This window comes from Sandarakinorhabdus sp. DWP1-3-1 (genome assembly GCF_049896705.1).
GTDB lineage: Bacteria > Pseudomonadota > Alphaproteobacteria > Sphingomonadales > Sphingomonadaceae > Sandarakinorhabdus.
The window spans coordinates 1,071,705-1,086,483 of sequence record NZ_JAFCUV010000001.1 but is presented as its reverse complement, the minus strand read 5'-3'; the positions used below and the strand labels follow the sequence as shown (position 1 = coordinate 1,086,483).

Annotated in this window: 17 protein-coding genes and 1 tRNA gene; 13 read left to right on the top strand and 5 right to left on the bottom strand. The window is 66.6% G+C overall.

Translation table 11 applies throughout. The annotated features are described in order from the left end of the window. Positions 1-29: 29 nt before the first annotated feature. Positions 30-2,648, top strand: coding sequence for a TonB-dependent receptor (locus tag ACP7AI_RS05160; protein WP_426164817.1), 2,619 nt, complete (start codon positions 30-32; stop codon positions 2,646-2,648). 89 nt (positions 2,649-2,737) lie between these two features. Beyond that, positions 2,738-3,769, top strand: a complete 1,032-nt coding sequence (locus ACP7AI_RS05155) for a glucokinase (protein WP_426164815.1) — start codon at positions 2,738-2,740, stop codon at positions 3,767-3,769. Here ACP7AI_RS05155 and ACP7AI_RS05150 read toward each other — a convergent pair. Next, the gene (locus tag ACP7AI_RS05150) at positions 3,758-5,578 is read right to left on the bottom strand and encodes an ABC-F family ATP-binding cassette domain-containing protein (RefSeq protein ID WP_426164813.1); all 1,821 of its coding nucleotides are present in this window, start codon (positions 5,576-5,578) and stop codon (positions 3,758-3,760) included. The genes ACP7AI_RS05155 and ACP7AI_RS05150 overlap by 12 nt on opposite strands. Positions 5,579-5,750: 172 nt before the next feature. On the opposite strand from ACP7AI_RS05150, the gene ACP7AI_RS05145 reads away from it, so the two are divergent. The 3 genes from ACP7AI_RS05145 (at position 5,751) to ACP7AI_RS05135 (ending at position 8,101) form a co-directional block, all read left to right on the top strand. Further along, positions 5,751-6,047 carry a PepSY domain-containing protein gene (locus ACP7AI_RS05145; protein WP_426164811.1) on the top strand — a complete coding sequence of 99 codons (297 nt, stop codon included), beginning with the start codon at positions 5,751-5,753 and terminating at the stop codon, positions 6,045-6,047. Positions 6,048-6,057: 10 nt separating this feature from the next. Further along, positions 6,058-6,720: a response regulator transcription factor gene (locus ACP7AI_RS05140; RefSeq protein ID WP_426164809.1), complete on the top strand. Its 663-nt coding sequence runs from the start codon at positions 6,058-6,060 to the stop codon at positions 6,718-6,720. 70 nt (positions 6,721-6,790) lie between these two features. After that, positions 6,791-8,101: a sensor histidine kinase gene (locus tag ACP7AI_RS05135; RefSeq protein WP_426164807.1), complete on the top strand. Its 1,311-nt coding sequence runs from the start codon at positions 6,791-6,793 to the stop codon at positions 8,099-8,101. 35 nt (positions 8,102-8,136) lie between these two features. Here ACP7AI_RS05135 and ACP7AI_RS05130 read toward each other — a convergent pair whose 3' ends face one another. Next, entirely contained in the window at positions 8,137-8,418 is a 282-nt protein-coding gene (locus tag ACP7AI_RS05130; RefSeq protein WP_426164805.1) for a chorismate mutase, read from the bottom strand. A gap of 106 nt (positions 8,419-8,524) precedes the next feature. Between ACP7AI_RS05130 and ACP7AI_RS05125 the strand changes: the two genes are divergently transcribed. The 4 genes from ACP7AI_RS05125 to xth all read left to right on the top strand — a co-directional run bounded on the left by ACP7AI_RS05125 (position 8,525) and on the right by xth (position 11,289). Beyond that, positions 8,525-9,538, top strand: coding sequence for a polyprenyl synthetase family protein (locus ACP7AI_RS05125; RefSeq protein WP_426164804.1), 1,014 nt, complete (start codon positions 8,525-8,527; stop codon positions 9,536-9,538). A gap of 132 nt (positions 9,539-9,670) precedes the next feature. Continuing rightward, on the top strand, positions 9,671-10,225 hold the full coding sequence (locus ACP7AI_RS05120) for a DUF2726 domain-containing protein (protein ID WP_426164802.1): 555 nt from the start codon (positions 9,671-9,673) through the stop codon (positions 10,223-10,225). A 104-nt stretch (positions 10,226-10,329) separates the two neighbouring features. Continuing rightward, positions 10,330-10,506, top strand: a complete 177-nt coding sequence (locus tag ACP7AI_RS05115) for a DUF3606 domain-containing protein (RefSeq protein WP_426164800.1) — start codon at positions 10,330-10,332, stop codon at positions 10,504-10,506. Positions 10,507-10,512: 6 nt separating this feature from the next. After that, positions 10,513-11,289 carry an exodeoxyribonuclease III gene (xth, locus tag ACP7AI_RS05110; protein ID WP_426164798.1) on the top strand — a complete coding sequence of 259 codons (777 nt, stop codon included), beginning with the start codon at positions 10,513-10,515 and terminating at the stop codon, positions 11,287-11,289. On the opposite strand, the gene ACP7AI_RS05105 is transcribed toward xth, so the two are convergent. Genes ACP7AI_RS05105 through ACP7AI_RS05095 form a run of 3 tightly spaced genes read right to left on the bottom strand, consistent with a single transcriptional unit; the run spans position 11,276 to position 12,420 of the window. Further along, positions 11,276-11,815 carry a tryptophan-rich sensory protein gene (locus ACP7AI_RS05105; RefSeq protein WP_426164796.1) on the bottom strand — a complete coding sequence of 180 codons (540 nt, stop codon included), beginning with the start codon at positions 11,813-11,815 and terminating at the stop codon, positions 11,276-11,278. The two genes, xth and ACP7AI_RS05105, sit on opposite strands and share 14 nt — an antisense overlap. Then, entirely contained in the window at positions 11,812-12,060 is a 249-nt protein-coding gene (locus tag ACP7AI_RS05100; RefSeq protein ID WP_426164794.1) for a hypothetical protein, read from the bottom strand. The genes ACP7AI_RS05105 and ACP7AI_RS05100 overlap by 4 nt, the downstream gene beginning before the upstream one ends. 60 nt (positions 12,061-12,120) lie before the next feature. Continuing rightward, complete coding sequence (locus ACP7AI_RS05095) at positions 12,121-12,420, bottom strand: putative quinol monooxygenase (protein ID WP_426164792.1); 300 nt, start codon at positions 12,418-12,420, stop codon at positions 12,121-12,123. A 105-nt stretch (positions 12,421-12,525) separates the two neighbouring features. On the opposite strand from ACP7AI_RS05095, the gene ACP7AI_RS05090 reads away from it, so the two are divergent. The 4 genes from ACP7AI_RS05090 to ACP7AI_RS05075 all read left to right on the top strand — a co-directional run bounded on the left by ACP7AI_RS05090 (position 12,526) and on the right by ACP7AI_RS05075 (position 14,779). Then, a complete protein-coding gene (locus ACP7AI_RS05090) occupies positions 12,526-12,807 on the top strand; it encodes an ETC complex I subunit (RefSeq protein WP_426164790.1) in 282 nt (93 codons plus the stop codon). 14 nt (positions 12,808-12,821) lie between these two features. Next, a tRNA-Arg gene (locus tag ACP7AI_RS05085) sits at positions 12,822-12,898 on the top strand. A gap of 243 nt (positions 12,899-13,141) precedes the next feature. Continuing rightward, a complete protein-coding gene (locus ACP7AI_RS05080; protein WP_426164788.1) occupies positions 13,142-14,326 on the top strand; it encodes an acyl-CoA dehydrogenase family protein in 1,185 nt (394 codons plus the stop codon). A gap of 39 nt (positions 14,327-14,365) precedes the next feature. Continuing rightward, complete coding sequence (locus ACP7AI_RS05075) at positions 14,366-14,779, top strand: GFA family protein (RefSeq protein WP_426164786.1); 414 nt, start codon at positions 14,366-14,368, stop codon at positions 14,777-14,779.

Here is a 14,779-nt window from a genome sequence, read left to right as displayed (position 1 = left end):
CGACGCAAGAACAACAAAAGGGGATGGACATGATCATCGAAAACACCCGGAAGACGCTGCTCGCCATTCTGCTCGCCGGCGCCGCCGTGCCGGCGCTGGGCCAGCAGACAACTGCCACGGCCGAGACCACTGCCACGACCGACGAGGTCGACATCATCGTCACCGCCGAACGTCGCAACCAGAGCATCCAGGACGTGACCGGCGTCGTCCAGTCGCTGTCGCAGGCCCAGTTGCGCGCCGACGGCATCTCCGATTTCCGGCAGTTGCAGGTCGCCGTGCCGGGGCTCAGCATTGCCAACCAGGAAGGCAATATCGAGATCTTCATCCGCGGCGTCGGCTCGGCGAACAACACCGAGCTTGGCGATCCCGGCGCGGCACCGCATCTCAACGGCATCTATATCCCGCGGCCGCGCGGTCTCGGCTCGATGTTCTACGATCTCGACCGCGTCGAGGTGAACAAGGGACCGCAGGGCACGCTGTACGGCCGCAACGCGCTCGCCGGCACGATCAACATCATTACCGCCAAGCCGCGGCTGGGTGAAACCAGCGGCTATATCCAGGGCGAATATGCCAACCGCACCTCCTATGGCTTTGAAGGCGCGCTGAACCTCCCGCTCGGCCCGACGGCCGCGATCCGTGCCTCGGGCTTTTACGCCAACAAGGATTTCGGCTTCAAGAATGTCGCGACCGGCGCGCAGGCCAGCCAGCTGAAGCCGGCGGGGCTGGAGGAGAACTACGGCGGCCGCCTGTCGCTGCTGTGGGAACCGACGAGCGACCTGTCGCTATCCATTGTCGGCGATTACGGCAAGGAGACCGGCACCGGCTATCCCGGCGCCAACATCTTTGCCGCCGTTACCGCCACCGGCCTGCGGCCGGAGGACCTCGAACTGCGCAATGTCGTCTATCGCGGCCAGCAGGGCGTGCTCGACAACACGAACTGGGGTGTCCAGGGCAAATTGCGCTATGACTTCGGCGGCGTTTCGGCGGAATTCAACGCCAGCTATCGCGATGTCGATTTCTACCAGGCCAACGCCAGTTCCGAAAGCATCGACTGGCCCGGCCGTGACTTGAACGCCATCCAGTACGACAATTTCTCCAACAACTTCTGGCAGACCCGCTCACAGAGCCAGATCTATGAATTGCGCCTCGCCGCCGACGAGAAATCGTCGCTGCGCTGGACGCTCGGCGCCTTCTACTTCAAGGAAAAACAGCAGGTCGGCTTCCTGTCGCTCGCCGATCGCGGCTATTGCTGCTATTCGGGAACCGAGTTCGTGATGCCCGACGTCGAGGGCAAATCCTATGCCTTTTTCGCCGACACGACTTACGACGTCAGCGACCGTATCCGCATCTTCGGCGGCATCCGCTACACCGACGAAAAGAAGTCACGCTATGGCATCGGCGGCAATCTGGCGCTGACGCTGGGCGGCGAGGATTTCGCCTGCTGCATCGCGACGCGCTTCGGCACCGAAGGTTTCCGCCCCAATCTGCTCGACCGGCCGAATTTCGACCTGAGCAAGGTGCAGACGCCGGCGCAGGTGGCCCAGTTCCTTATCGAAAGCACCAAGACGCCGGGCCAGCGCGATACGCTGATCCAGCAGATTCAGGCGATCGCCAACGGCAGCAACCCCAATGGCACCTGCTTCACGCGTCCCGACATCGACAATGGCTTCGTCACCTGCCCGGCCGGCAACAATGGCGGCTTCAGCTATGCCAATTTGACCATCCCGAGCCAGCAGGTCGGCAGGGCCGCCTTCAGTTATTTCGACTTCCGCATCGGCGGCGACATCGACCTCAGCGACGACAGCAAGCTTTATGCAAAGGTGTCGACAGGCCACAAGGCCGGCGGCTTCAACGACAGCTTCAACGGCTCGACGATCCCCGAGGCCTTCAGCCCCGAAAAGGTCGTCGTCTACGAAATCGGCTCGCGCAACACGTTCGAGATCGGCGGCCGGCGCTCGGTCGTCAACCTGACCGGGTTCTGGTATGATTACAGCAACCAGGTCTTTCAGGACCTGACCTGCATCAACCTCGATCAGGCGCAGACGCCGCCGGTCTGCAACGGCTATTCGCTGGTCAACCGGAACATCGGTTCGTCGCGCATCCGCGGCCTCGAGTTCGAGACCCGCTTTGCGCTGCCGGCGCGCCTGGGCCTCGATTTCAACGTCACCTGGCTCGATACCAGGATCACCAGCGGCACCGTTGCCGATGCCCGGGCCCAGGATTTCGGCGCCGGCGGCAACTCGCCGTTGATCAGCCTGGCCGGCAACCGCGTGCCGCTGGCCTCCAAGTGGAACATCAACGCCCGGCTGTCGCAGACCATCGACGTCGGCCGCGGCAGCTTCGACTGGCAGGCGCTGGTCAACTATCGCTCAGCCTATTTCCTGTCGCAGTTCAACGAGGACGACATCGTCTTCCTCGACGGGACACGGCAATCGGCGCTGTCGGCCGGCTTCCCCGACGAACAAAGAGGCTATGCGACCTTCAACATCGCTGCCGGCTACACGCTCGGCAACTACCGGATCGAGGCCTGGGCCTCCAATCTGTTCGATGTCGAGGTCTCGCAAAAGGCGCTGGTCGGGTCGTCGCTCAACATTCGCTTCCTCAACGATGCCCGCACCTTCGGCGTCCGCGGCCGAGTGACGTTCTAGACCGATCGGGCGCTCGTGCCGGTTTGGCATGGGCGTCGTTCCTAGCCCACCGGTGCCGCCGCCCGACCGGCGCGGCCGGAAGGAGCCGCATGTCCTGTTCCCCTCCCGATCGCCCGGCCGGGCCCAGCCGCGATGCCGGCGCCGCCCGGGATATCGTTGCCGTCGATATCGGCGGCACCCATGCCCGCTTTGCCATCGCGACGATCGCCGGCGGCCGGGTGGTGGCGCTGTCCGACGATCGTCGCTTTCGCTGCGCCGATGATCGCGACTTTGCCACCAGCTGGCGGCGCTATGCCGCCAGCATCGGCCGCGTGCTGCCACGTGTTGCTGCCGTTGCCGTTGCGGCACCGGTCGGCGGCGATGTCATCGCACTGTCGAACAATGAATGGGTGCTGCGGCGTTCGGAACTGGCCGGCGAGCCCGGCATCGAGACGCTGTTCGTCATCAATGATTTTGCCGCGGTCGCCCATGCCGTGGCACAGGCACCGTCGGCGGACTTCCGGCGCATCTGCGGGCCGGATGTGGACCTGCCGGCAACCGGCGTCATCTCGGTCATCGGCCCCGGCACCGGCCTCGGCGTCGCCATGCTGGTGCGCGACAACGAAGGCCACCGCGTGTTTCCATCCGAAGGCGGGCACGGCAGTTTCGCCGCGCTCGACGCCGAAGAACGTGCGCTCGCGATGCGGCTCGACGACCGCTACGGCCGCACCTCCGTCGAGCGGATCGTGTCCGGGCCGGGGCTGCGCGACATCAGGGCAATGCTGGCAGAGACGGCTCAGTCGGCTGATGGCATCGACGATGCGGCGCTGTGGCAATCGGCGATCGCGGGTACCGATCCGTTGTCGGCGGCAGCGCTCGATCGCTTCTGCCGGTGCCTGGGCACGTTCGCCGGCGACATGGCGCTGGCGCATGGCGCGGCGGGTGTCGTCATCGCCGGCAGCCTGGCCAATCGGCTCGCCGGCCATCCGGCACTTGCAGGGCTGGCCGATCGCTTTGTTGCCAAGGGCCGGTTTTCGGCGGCCATGGCGGCGCTGCCGGTGCGACTGCTGACCCTGGCCGAGCCGGGCTTGTTCGGGGCAGCTGCGGCGTTCGCGGCCGAGGCCCCGGCCTCAGCCCGCTAGGGCGGCTTCCTTTTCCGCCAGCATCAGCCAGCGTTCCTCGGCGGCGGCGAGGTCGGCGCGGACACGTTCCAGCTCGGCGTTGACGCTGGCAAAGCGCTTGGGGTCACGGGTGTACAGTGCCGGATCGGCGAGTACCGCCTCGTGCCGCGCGATGGCGGTCGTCAGCAGCTCCAGCTTTTTCGGCAGGTCGGCGAGTTCGCGGGCATCGTTGTAGCTGAGCTTGCCGCCGGCCTTCTTCGGCGTCGCCGGCGCGTTGGCATTGCTCGCCTTGGGCCGGTTGGCGTCGCGATTGGCGGTGCGCGCCGCCGACAGCTTTTCCTTGTTGAACGCCGCCCAGTCGGACCAGCCGCCGACGACGGTTTCGGAATTGCCTTCGCCGTCGAGCGCCACGACCATGGTGACGACGCGATCGAGAAAGGCGCGATCATGGCTGACCAGCAGCACCGTGCCGGCGTAGCCATCGAGCACTTCCTCGAGCAGGTCGAGGGTTTCCATGTCGAGGTCGTTGGTCGGCTCGTCGAGCACCAGCAGGTTCGACGGCGTGGCGAATTCGCGGGCCAGCAGCAGCCGCGAACGCTCGCCGCCGGAAAAGCCGTCGACCGGGGCATCGATCACCGACGGGTCGAACAGGAATTCCTTGAGATAGCCCGCGACATGCTTGCGGACGCCGCCGACCTCCAGCCATTCGCCGCCATCGGCGAGTACGTCGCGCACCGTCTTGCCGACGCCGTTTTCGGCATCGAGGCGCTGGCGCCGTTGGTCGATGACCGTCGGATTGAGCGACTTGGCGCGCTTGACGACGCCGCTGTCGGGCTCGAGCTGGCCGAGCAGCAGCCGGATCATCGTCGATTTGCCGGCGCCATTGGGGCCAATGATGCCGATGCGGTCGCCGCGCCGCACGCGCAGCGTCAGGTCGCTGAGGATCGGGCGGCCGCCAAAGGCGATCGCGGCATGCTGGGCATCGATCAGCACCTTCGTCTTGCCGTCATCGGCAGTGGTGGCGATCTTGGCAACCGCGTCGCCGGTGGTCATCGCCTTCCTGGTGGCACGCAGTTCGACCAGCTTGGCGAGGCGACCCTCGTTGCGGCTGCGCCGGGCGGTGACGCCGCGCAGCAGCCAATGTTCCTCGGCGCGCAGCTTGGTATCGAGCTTGGAGGCGTTCTTGGCTTCCTCCGCCGCGACACGTTCCGACCAGTCCTCGAACCCGCCGAAGCCGACTTCGGCGCGCCGCAACGTGCCCCTGTCCAGCCACAGGCAGTTCTTGGTCAGCCGGGTCAGGAAGGTGCGGTCGTGGCTGATCGACAGGAAGCCGCCGTTGTAGCGATCGAGCCAGTTTTCCAGCCATTCGATGGCGGCGATGTCGAGATGGTTGGTCGGCTCGTCGAGCAGCAGCAGCCCGGGCTGTTCGGCGAGCGCCCGCACCAGTGCGGCACGGCGGCGTTCCCCCCCCGAGGCGGTGGCGGCGTCGCGATCGAGATCGGCGCCGAGCCGCGACGCGACGGAATCGAGCAGATGGTCCTGCGGGGCATCCTGGCCGGCGCGGGCATAGTCGCCCAGCGTCGCGAAGCCGGTGAGATCGGGGTCCTGCTCCAGCCGGACGATGCGCAGTGCCGGCGACACGGCGCGGCGGCCTTCGTCGAGCTCGATCTCGCCGGCGATCAGCTTCAACAGCGTCGTCTTGCCGACGCCGTTGCGGCCGATCAGCGCCAGCCGGTCGCGGGCATCGATGGTCAGGTCCAGACCGCGGAACAGCCAGCTGCCACCCTGGCGCAGGCCGGCGTTTTCGAGGGTCAGGATGGGTTCGGGCATGATCTTCGAAATGGTGCGGTGGGGAAGGCCCGGCAAGTGGCGCGGATCGTCCGCCCGCGCAACCGGTTTCGGTCAGGCGTCATTCGTGCCGTTCCGCCTCCTTGATGATATTCATCGAATATTCACGGCGACAAGTGCAGCTACGTTGCTGCAAAGGTAATCACTCGCCGCCATGAATCGTCCCCTTAAATTGCTGATCGCACTGGCAGTCGCCGCCGCGGCACCGCTGGCGACGCCGGTCTCAGCCGGTATCGAGGACCAGGTGCGCGGGCTTGTGCTGGCGGGCGAAATCATGCCGTTCGAAACCATACGCAACCAGGTGGCGTCGCGCGTGAAGGGTGACTATATCGGGGCAGAGTTCGATGCTGCCACGCTCACCTACCGATTCCGGTTTCTGGTCGATGGCAGCGTCAAGAATGTCGTGGTCGACGCACGGACCGGCAAGCGGGCGCGCTCGGCGAACTATTGAAAGATGTTGAATGCGCGTATTGGTCGTCGAGGATGAACCCAATCTGCTGCGGCAATTGAAGGCGGCGCTGGAAGGCGCGGGCTATGCCGTGGACACGGCCAGCGACGGCGAGGATGGCCAGTATCTCGGCAGCACCGAAAATTACGACGCGGTCGTCCTCGATCTCGGTCTGCCCGAAGTCGATGGCCTGACCGTGCTCGATCGCTGGCGCAAGGAAGGCAAGACCATGCCGGTGCTGGTGCTGACGGCGCGGGACAGCTGGTCCGACAAGGTCGCCGGCCTCGATGCCGGTGCCGACGACTATCTCGCCAAGCCGTTCCAGACCGAAGAGCTGATCGCCCGGCTGCGCGCGCTGATCCGCCGGGCCGCCGGCCAGGCGACGTCGGAGCTGACCGCAGGCGGCGTGCGGCTCGACAGCCGGTCCGGCCGGGTGACGCTGGATGGCGAGCCGGTCAAGCTGACCGCGCAGGAGTTCAAGCTGCTCAGCTACCTGATGCACCACAAGGGCAAGGTGGTCAGCCGCACGGAACTGATCGAACACATCTACGACCAGGATTTCGATCGCGATTCGAACACCATCGAAGTGTTCATCACGCGCATCCGCAAGAAGCTTGGCCCCGACCTGATCAGCACGACCCGCGGCCTTGGCTACAGTCTCAACGACGCCGCCTGAGGGACCAGCCGTTGCTCCGCCGATAAGGCCGCGCAGCCGCTGGTCGCCGGCCAAATCGCTGCGCCTGCGCATGATCGCGCTGGCGGCGGCGTGGATCATCCCGCTGCTCGGCCTTGGCGGCTACGCCCTTGACCGCGCGATGGTCGGCACCATCACCCGCAATTTCGAGAACCAGCTCGATTTCGCGCTCACGGCCATGGTCAGTGCCGCCGATCTCGACGATGTCGGTGAGGTGCGGTTTCTGCGGCCGCTCGGCGACCAGCGCTTTTTCGAGCCTTATTCGGGGCTGTACTGGCAGGTTTCGGCGGAAGGGCAGGAGCCTTTCCGTTCGCGGTCGCTGTGGGATCGCATATTGGGCGGGCCGCCCCGTGCCGACTGCCGCAAGCCCTGCCGCTATGCCAGCGAACGCTTTGCCGGCGAGACGCTGCGCATCGTCGGGCGCCAGATCAAGCTGCCGGGGTCCGACACCAGCTTCTACTTCCAGGTGGCCCAATCGACCCGCGACCTCGATGAACAGGTCAAATTGTTGCGGACGATCATGTTCTGGTCGCTGGGCGGGCTCGGGGTGTCGCTGCTGGCGCTGGCGGCGCTGCAATCGACCTATGGCCTGTCGCCGCTCGAAAAGGTCAGCCGTGCCATCGCCGCCATCCGGTCGGGCGAGGCCAAGCGCGTCGGCAGCGATTTTCCCGACGAGATCGCACCGCTGATCAGCGAGATCAACGAATTGCTGGAGCATAACGAGCGCCAGGCCGAAGCATCGCGGCGCCACGCCGGCAACCTGGCCCATGCGCTGAAGACGCCGATGAGCGTGCTGATCGGTGAAAGCCAGGGCCGCAACGACCCGCTGGCGCTGACGGTCGCGGCGCAGGTCCAGGTCATGCGGCGTCACGTCGATCACCAGCTGGCGCGCGCGCGTGCCGCGGGCCGCCGTGGTGCCAGCACCTCGCGCGCCGATGTCTGGCCCGCGCTGCAGGCGATCGCGCGCACCGTCGGTCGCATTCACCGCGACCGTGACGTCACCATCGATATCGCCGGCGACAAGCACAAGATCTTCCGCGGCGAGCGCCAGGACCTCGACGAGATGGTCGGCAACCTTGTCGACAATGCCGCGCTGCATGGCGGCGGCCGGGTGTTCGTCACCGTCGCCGGCGACCCCGGCTGCGTCGAGATCCTGGTCGAGGACGACGGCCGCGGCATTCCGGAGGCGGCGCGGGCGCGGCTGTTCGCGCGCGGCGAACGGCTCGACACCGACAAGCCGGGCACCGGGCTGGGGCTGGCGATCGTGCGCGATGTCGCGGAAATCTATGGCGGGTCGGTGGCGCTGGAGGAGTCAGAGGATCTGGGTGGCCTGCTGGTGCGGCTGACGCTGCCGGCGGTCTAGCGTTGCCGGAAAGACGTCCATCACCAGCTGTCAGGTCATGCTTTCGCGGCGACTTGGTGGTGCCGAATCACCTCGTCGATGATGAAGCGCAGGAATTTTTCCGAAAATTCCGGGTCCAGCTTTGCGGTCACCGCCAGCGCCCGCAGCCGCGCCACCTGGGCAGCCTCGCGACCCGGATCGGCAGCGGGCAGGCCGGCGGTCGCCTTGTAGCGGCCGACCGCCTGGGTGACCTTGAAGCGTTCGGCGAGGAGGAAGACCAGCGCGGCATCGATATTGTCGATGCTGTCGCGATAATCGCTCAGCGTTGCGTCCGGCACGGTGTGTCCCCAATCGGCGTCAATTCGGCAACACCTTTGCGGCGGAAGCGCGCGGTGGCAAGCGGCGGGCTTGCACGGACGCCACCAGCGGTTAAGGACTGAATTCGTGCCGGCCACCGTTCACCCCCTGCGTCCCCGCGCCAACCCGTCGCTGGTTGGGCTTGTCGCATTGACCGCGCCGGGCCTGACCCAGGTCAACCATGTCATCATCGACCGGATGCAGTCGCCGGTGTCTCTTATCCCGGAGCTTGCCGGCCATCTGATCGCCGGCGGTGGCAAGCGGTTGCGGCCGATGCTGACCTTGGGGTGCGCGGCGCTGCTCGAATATGGCGGCACCAGGCACCACAAGCTGGCGGCGGCGGTCGAGTTCATCCACACGGCGACGCTGCTGCACGACGATGTCGTCGATGTGTCGGGCCTCAGGCGCGGCAAGCCGACCGCCAACCGGCTGTGGGGCAATCCGGCGAGCGTGCTGGTCGGCGATTTCCTGTTCAGCCGGTCGTTCGAGCTGATGGTCGAGGACGGCTCGCTGCGCGTCCTCAAGATCCTCAGCAGCGCCTCGGCCATCATCGCCGAGGGCGAAGTCGCCCAGCTGACCGCCCAGCGCAACGTCGAGACCAGCGAGGACCGCTATCTCGAGATCATCACCGCCAAGACCGCGGCGCTGTTTTCAGCTGCCTGCCAGATCGCCGCCGTGGTTGCCGAGCGCGACAGTGCGGTGGAAGCGGCACTCGAGGCGTACGGCCGGAACCTGGGCATCGCCTTCCAGCTCGTCGACGACGCCATCGACTATGTCTCCGACGCCGACACGATGGGCAAGGACGCCGGCGACGACTTCCGCGACGGCAAGATCACCCTGCCGGTCATCCTCGCCTATGCCCGCGGCAATGAGGACGCGCGCGAATTCTGGCGCCAGGCGATGAGCGGCCGCGCCAATGGCGACGCCGAACTGGCGCGGGCGAGCGTGCTGCTGAACGAAACCCACGCCGTCGCCGACACCCTGGCCCGCGCCCGCCACTATGGTGCCCGCGCCATTGATGCTCTCGCCGGCTTCCCCAAGGGTCCTGCCCGCGAAGCCCTGACCGAGACGGTCGAGTTCGCCATCGCACGGGCTTATTGAATCGCGATAAGAATCCGCCGTTTGCGGCGGCCGCGTTTTGCTGTTGCAGAAGTAGTGCTTCTGCTTCGAGCCGATCTCTCGTTGCCTGGCCGTCACTTTCCGCTAGTAGCGTCCGTCAGAGCGGGGGCTTTCATGCAAAATATAGGCACACCATTAATATTTCTGTTCGTGCTCGTGGTGTTGATTGCGGTCGTCGGACTGATTGCTGCGCAAGGCAAGGCGTCACCGAAATACAGGGCGAAGCCGTTGATGACACCGACGGAGCTCGCTTTCTATCGATTGCTGCGCGAGGCCGCGCTGCCCCTGAACGTCGCGCCGCAGGTTGCAATGGGCGCTATTGTTAACACCGTCGCCGGCTTGGATGCCAAGGAGCGAACCGGCGCCCGCAACAAGTTCGACCGGAAGATGATCGATTTCGTGTTGTTCGAGGATGGCGGCGCTGTGAAGCTTCTGGTCGAACTCGACGATCGCACGCACAAGGCGGAAAAGGATGCCGAGCGTGATCGGATAACTGACAGTGCCGGCTACACAACATTGCGGATGCGTGGCGCCGACGCGAGGAATGTTGACGCCATCCGCACCGCCATTGTTGCCAAGCTTGCGGCTGCCAATCTCCCGCCGGCGGGGACGACCAAGGTTGCGCCACCCGGCCGACGTCGCCAATCAGGGCATGCGGCGGCCGAATGAGGTCCAGTGGCTAAACATGCGTCACTGGCTGCGGTCGTCCAGACCGACGGCGGAACCCTGCTGCTTTCGGCGATTATAACCTCCTGAACCACGGGAGACTCAGCATGGCCGACGACCGGACGAAACGCGGGCCGCAGGATGCCGCGCGGGTCAACATCAATGAGGATTACGAGGTCCGCTACTGGGCTGAGAAATGGGGCGTCAGCCGGGCCGAGCTCGAGGCGGCGGTACGACAGGCCGGGACCGGCGCCGATGCGGTGGCGCGCGCGCTCGGCAAATAGCAGCGGGTGCGCATTGCAACGTTCAACGTCAACGGCATCAACGGACGGCTGCCGGTACTGCTGCGCTGGCTGGCGGAGACCGCGCCCGACGTTGTCTGCCTGCAGGAGCTGAAGGCGCCGCAGGACAAGTTTCCGCAAAAGGCCATCACCGATGCCGGCTATGGCGCCATCTGGCAGGGCCAATCGCGGTGGAATGGCGTGGCCATATTGGCACGCGGGCGTGTCCCGATCGAGACGCGGCGCGGCCTGCCCGGTGACGCGACCGACGACCAGAGCAGGTACATCGAGGCCGCCATCGATGGCGTGCTGGTCGCCGGGCTGTACCTCCCCAACGGCAACCCGCGGCCGGGCCCGCGCTTCGCCTACAAGATGGCCTGGATGGCGCGGCTGCAAGCCCATGCCGCCACCCTGATGGCGAGCGGCGCGCCCGTGGTGATCGCCGGTGATTTCAACGTGATGCCGACCGAGGCCGACGTCTACAAGCCCGAGCGCTGGTTGGACGACGCGCTGTTCGCCCCCGAGGTGCGTGCGGCATTCGATGTGCTTATCGGCCAAGGCTGGACCGATGCCATCCGCCACCTCCACCCCGACGCGACCATCTATACCTTTTGGGACTATTTCCGGAATGCCTATGGCCGCAACGCCGGGCTGCGGCTCGACCATCTGCTGCTCAGCCCGGCGTTGCTGCCGCGCTTGAAGTCCGCCGGCGTCGATCGCGAAGTTCGCGGCTGGGACAAGGCCAGCGACCATGCGCCGGCCTGGATCACGCTCAGGAAGAGGTGAACCCGGGCGCGGCGCCGCTGTCGAGCCGCGGGTTGCGCACGGCCAGCTCGTCGGTGAGCCAGGAGCCGAAGCCTGACCATAGCGCCAGCGGCAGGCCGAGCGCCGCCGCCGGGCGATCCACGGTGGCGGCGACGGCAACATATGTGGCAGCGACACCGACCAGGGCACGGCTCTCGATGCTACCGGCGCTGAGATCGCGGTCGCCGAAGGTAATCTTGGCATAGCCGTCGACCAACACCACCGTCAGCCCGGCAAGACCGATCGCCACGTTGCGCGCCGGCGTGCTGTCACGGCGCAGCAACCGATACGCGCCGACGCCCAGCCCGGTCAGCAGGATTGGCCACATGATGCCGAAGGCAGCGTCGGGCGGTGTCACGCGGGGCTTGTCGAGCGCCTTGTACCAGCGCCGCAGCCGGGGATGGCTCGGATCGGGGCTGTAGGGCCGGCTGACGAGGCCGCTGATAGTCAGCGCGCCGGCAACGATGAGCCCGGCGGGCAGGGGATCGAGTCCGCGGGCCATGCTCATTCGGCCTCGGCGATGGCGGCGCGGATCATCGCGTCCCAGACCGCGGGGTCGCCGGCGGCGGCCATGGCCTCGTCGGGCTCGCGCAGGGTCTTCAACACTGCGATGGCGTCCTCGCGATAGACCTGCCAGCTGGCGTCGACGACATCGGCGGCCGATGGATCGTCGCCCCGGGCATTGCTGCTGATGCGCTGCCCCGCGAGCACGCGCGCAATGCGCTCCACCGCGCTGCCGACCGAAATGTCCATTGCCTGTCACCCTTGCTGTGGTTGCCCACGAAACGGTGGAGGCGTTGGCGCGGTTCCGCGTCAGGTCGCCTCGCCCTCGCCGACCTCGTACAGGCGCAGGTTGCGGCCGGAGATCTCGAGATCGGCCCAGTGGGAACGCCAGGCGGCGATATGGTCGGACCGGAAGTGCGCCTGCAGATGCGCGCGGCTGTCCCACAGTTCGGTGATGTGCATCAGCCCCGCATCGAGCACGTCCTCGGCATAGCTGTAGTGAAGGCAGCCGGGCTCGGCGCGGCTGGTTTCGATCATGGTACGCATGGCGGCGCGCGCGTCGGCGAGGCGGGCCGGCGGCAGGCGGATGGTCCCGACGATCAGCAGCATGGCATCCCTCCTTGGTATGAGCCGGCTGGTGCCACCCTGCCGCAAGCGACACTAGCCGCACCATCGCCGCTTGAACATCGCCGCCGGATGCGCGAAGGACGCGCCATGCCTGCCGCCCGCCTTTACCAGCGTCCCAAGAATGCCATGCAGTCCGGCCGCGCCCGTACCGGCCAGTGGCTGCTCGAATATGAGCGCGACGAGCCGCAGCGCGCCGACCCGCTGACCGGCTGGGCCGGATCCGGCGATACCGAGACGCAGATCCGGCTGCAATTCCCCGACCGTGACGCGGCGCTGGCCTATGCCGAGGCCAATGGCCTGACCGTGGAGATCGTGCCGCTGGGGCCGCGCACGCTGAAACTGCAGGCCTACGCCGACAATTTCAGATAAAGCCGCGTTTGCGGGCGCCCGTAGCTCAGTTGGATAGAGCGCGGGACTTCTAATCCTGAGGCCGCAGGTTCGAATCCTGCCGGGCGCACCACCGCTGCAAAGGCTGCCGCTGACATCCGAAATCTCCGCGAAAGCCGACGTTCTTCACCTATTTGTTGCGAAAAGATGGTGCGCGCCAGGCGCAGTGGCGGCCTGATCGTGCATCCGGCGGCCTTGTCGCCGCAGCGCCGGGATGATCCGGCGCGCGCGCACCTGTTACTTCTGGGTTTTTGAATCACGACGGGTATATGCCAGTGAACCAGGCACGCGCTGTACCGGCAGGGAGGTTCGACACATGCAGGCTCCCGATGCTGGCGATGCGGATTGCGTAGCGGATCGCACTGGCGACCTTGAGGCGCTGCGCGGTGCCATCCGCGCGTTTTTCGCCGACGGCTATCCGCAGGACCTGATGGCGCGGCTGCGCGCCGGGGAGACGTTGGGGCGCGAGGATAATCTGCGCTCGCAGGCGGCTTTGGCGGCGCGGGGCTGGGGGGCGCCGCATTGGCCGGCGGCGCATGGCGGACCGGGCTGGACGATCGCCGAGCGCCGGCTGTTCGAGGATGAATATGTTCGCGCCGGGGCACCGACGGTGGTGCCGATGGGGCTGATCTATGTGGCGCCGATCATCATCGCCTTCGGCACGCCCGAACAGCAGCGGCGCTGGCTGCCCGATATCCTCCACGGCCGCAGTTTCTGGGCGCAGGGCTATTCGGAGCCGCAGGCCGGGTCCGACCTCGCGGCGCTGGCGACACGGGCGCGGCGCGACGGCGATGACTATATCGTCAATGGCCACAAGACCTGGACCAGCCTGGGGTTCTGGGCGGACTGGATATTCTGCCTGGTGCGCACCGGCGACGCGGCGCGGGGCGGCGCCGGCATCTCGTTCCTGTGCATCGAGATCGCGTCGCCGGGTGTCACCGTGCGGCCGATCACCGCGATCGACGGCCGCCACCATCTCGCCGAGGTGATCTTCGACAATGTGCGTGTGCCGGCCGCCAATCTGATCGGCGAGGAAGGGCAGGGCTGGACCTATTCGAAGCAGCTGCTGTCGAACGAGCGCATCTGGTATGCCCATATCGAGGAAAAGCGTGCCGCGCTGCGCCGGGTCCGCGACCTGGCTGCGCAGCAGGCGGCGACCCGCGATTTCCGGCGCCGGCTGGCGGAAGCGGAGATTGCCGTCGACTGCCTCGACGGCTTTGTCGAGCGGGCGCTGCTGGATGATGGCGCCAACGTCGCGTCGCTGATCAAGATCCTCGCCACTGAAACGGCGCAGGCGATCACCGAACTGGAGCTCGAGCTCGCCGGCAACCTCGCCGCGCCATTGCTGCCCGACCGCGGCGCCGGCTGGGCCGCGGCGCTGCCCGACCTGCCGGGCTTCATCGTGCCGGCAGTGGAGGACTATCTGATGACCCGCGCTCAGACCATCTATGGCGGCACCACCGAAATCCAGAAGACGATCATCTATCGCGCCGCGATGTAGTCACGAGATGATGAACACCAGCGGGCAAAGGACCGGGACATGAGCGAGACGATCGAAGGCGGGTGCAACTGCGGCGCGATCCGCTACACGATCGCCGGCCCTCCGCTGGCAGTTGCGGCGTGCCATTGCACACGCTGCCGGCGGCAGTCGGGCAGCGCCTTTTCGGTCAACCTGGTGGTCAAGCCGGAGGACATGACGGTGGCCGGCGAGCTTGCGGTGTTCGAGGACACCGAGACGAGCAGCGGGCAATCGGTGCTGCGGGAGTTTTGCGGAATGTGCGGCTCGCCGATCCGGTCACGGCTGAACGCCAACCCGCAGATTGTCGCCGTGAAGGCCGGCACCGCCGATGCGCCGGACGGCTTTGCGCCGTCTATCCATGTCTGGACGCAATCGAAACTGGCGTGGGTGGAGATCCCTGCCGGCCTGCCGCAATTTGCCCGGAATGCCGGCTGA

Excerpts from the sequence above, each read along its gene's own strand:
- ACP7AI_RS05075 (WP_426164786.1), top strand. The coding sequence starts at position 14,366 with ATGAGCGAGACGATCGAAGGCGGGTGCAACTGCGGCGCGATCCGCTAC.
- ACP7AI_RS05080 (WP_426164788.1), top strand. The coding sequence starts at position 13,142 with ATGCAGGCTCCCGATGCTGGCGATGCGGATTGCGTAGCGGATCGCACT.
- ACP7AI_RS05120 (WP_426164802.1), top strand. The coding sequence starts at position 9,671 with ATGCAAAATATAGGCACACCATTAATATTTCTGTTCGTGCTCGTGGTG.
- ACP7AI_RS05115 (WP_426164800.1), top strand. The coding sequence starts at position 10,330 with ATGGCCGACGACCGGACGAAACGCGGGCCGCAGGATGCCGCGCGGGTC.
- ACP7AI_RS05150 (WP_426164813.1), bottom strand. The coding sequence starts at position 5,578 with ATGCCCGAACCCATCCTGACCCTCGAAAACGCCGGCCTGCGCCAGGGT.
- ACP7AI_RS05155 (WP_426164815.1), top strand. The coding sequence starts at position 2,738 with ATGTCCTGTTCCCCTCCCGATCGCCCGGCCGGGCCCAGCCGCGATGCC.
- ACP7AI_RS05105 (WP_426164796.1), bottom strand. The coding sequence starts at position 11,815 with ATGAGCATGGCCCGCGGACTCGATCCCCTGCCCGCCGGGCTCATCGTT.
- ACP7AI_RS05100 (WP_426164794.1), bottom strand. The coding sequence starts at position 12,060 with ATGGACATTTCGGTCGGCAGCGCGGTGGAGCGCATTGCGCGCGTGCTC.
- ACP7AI_RS05090 (WP_426164790.1), top strand. The coding sequence starts at position 12,526 with ATGCCTGCCGCCCGCCTTTACCAGCGTCCCAAGAATGCCATGCAGTCC.
- ACP7AI_RS05160 (WP_426164817.1), top strand. The coding sequence starts at position 30 with ATGATCATCGAAAACACCCGGAAGACGCTGCTCGCCATTCTGCTCGCC.
- ACP7AI_RS05140 (WP_426164809.1), top strand. The coding sequence starts at position 6,058 with ATGCGCGTATTGGTCGTCGAGGATGAACCCAATCTGCTGCGGCAATTG.
- ACP7AI_RS05095 (WP_426164792.1), bottom strand. The coding sequence starts at position 12,420 with ATGCTGCTGATCGTCGGGACCATCCGCCTGCCGCCGGCCCGCCTCGCC.
- ACP7AI_RS05135 (WP_426164807.1), top strand. The coding sequence starts at position 6,791 with ATGATCGCGCTGGCGGCGGCGTGGATCATCCCGCTGCTCGGCCTTGGC.
- ACP7AI_RS05145 (WP_426164811.1), top strand. The coding sequence starts at position 5,751 with ATGAATCGTCCCCTTAAATTGCTGATCGCACTGGCAGTCGCCGCCGCG.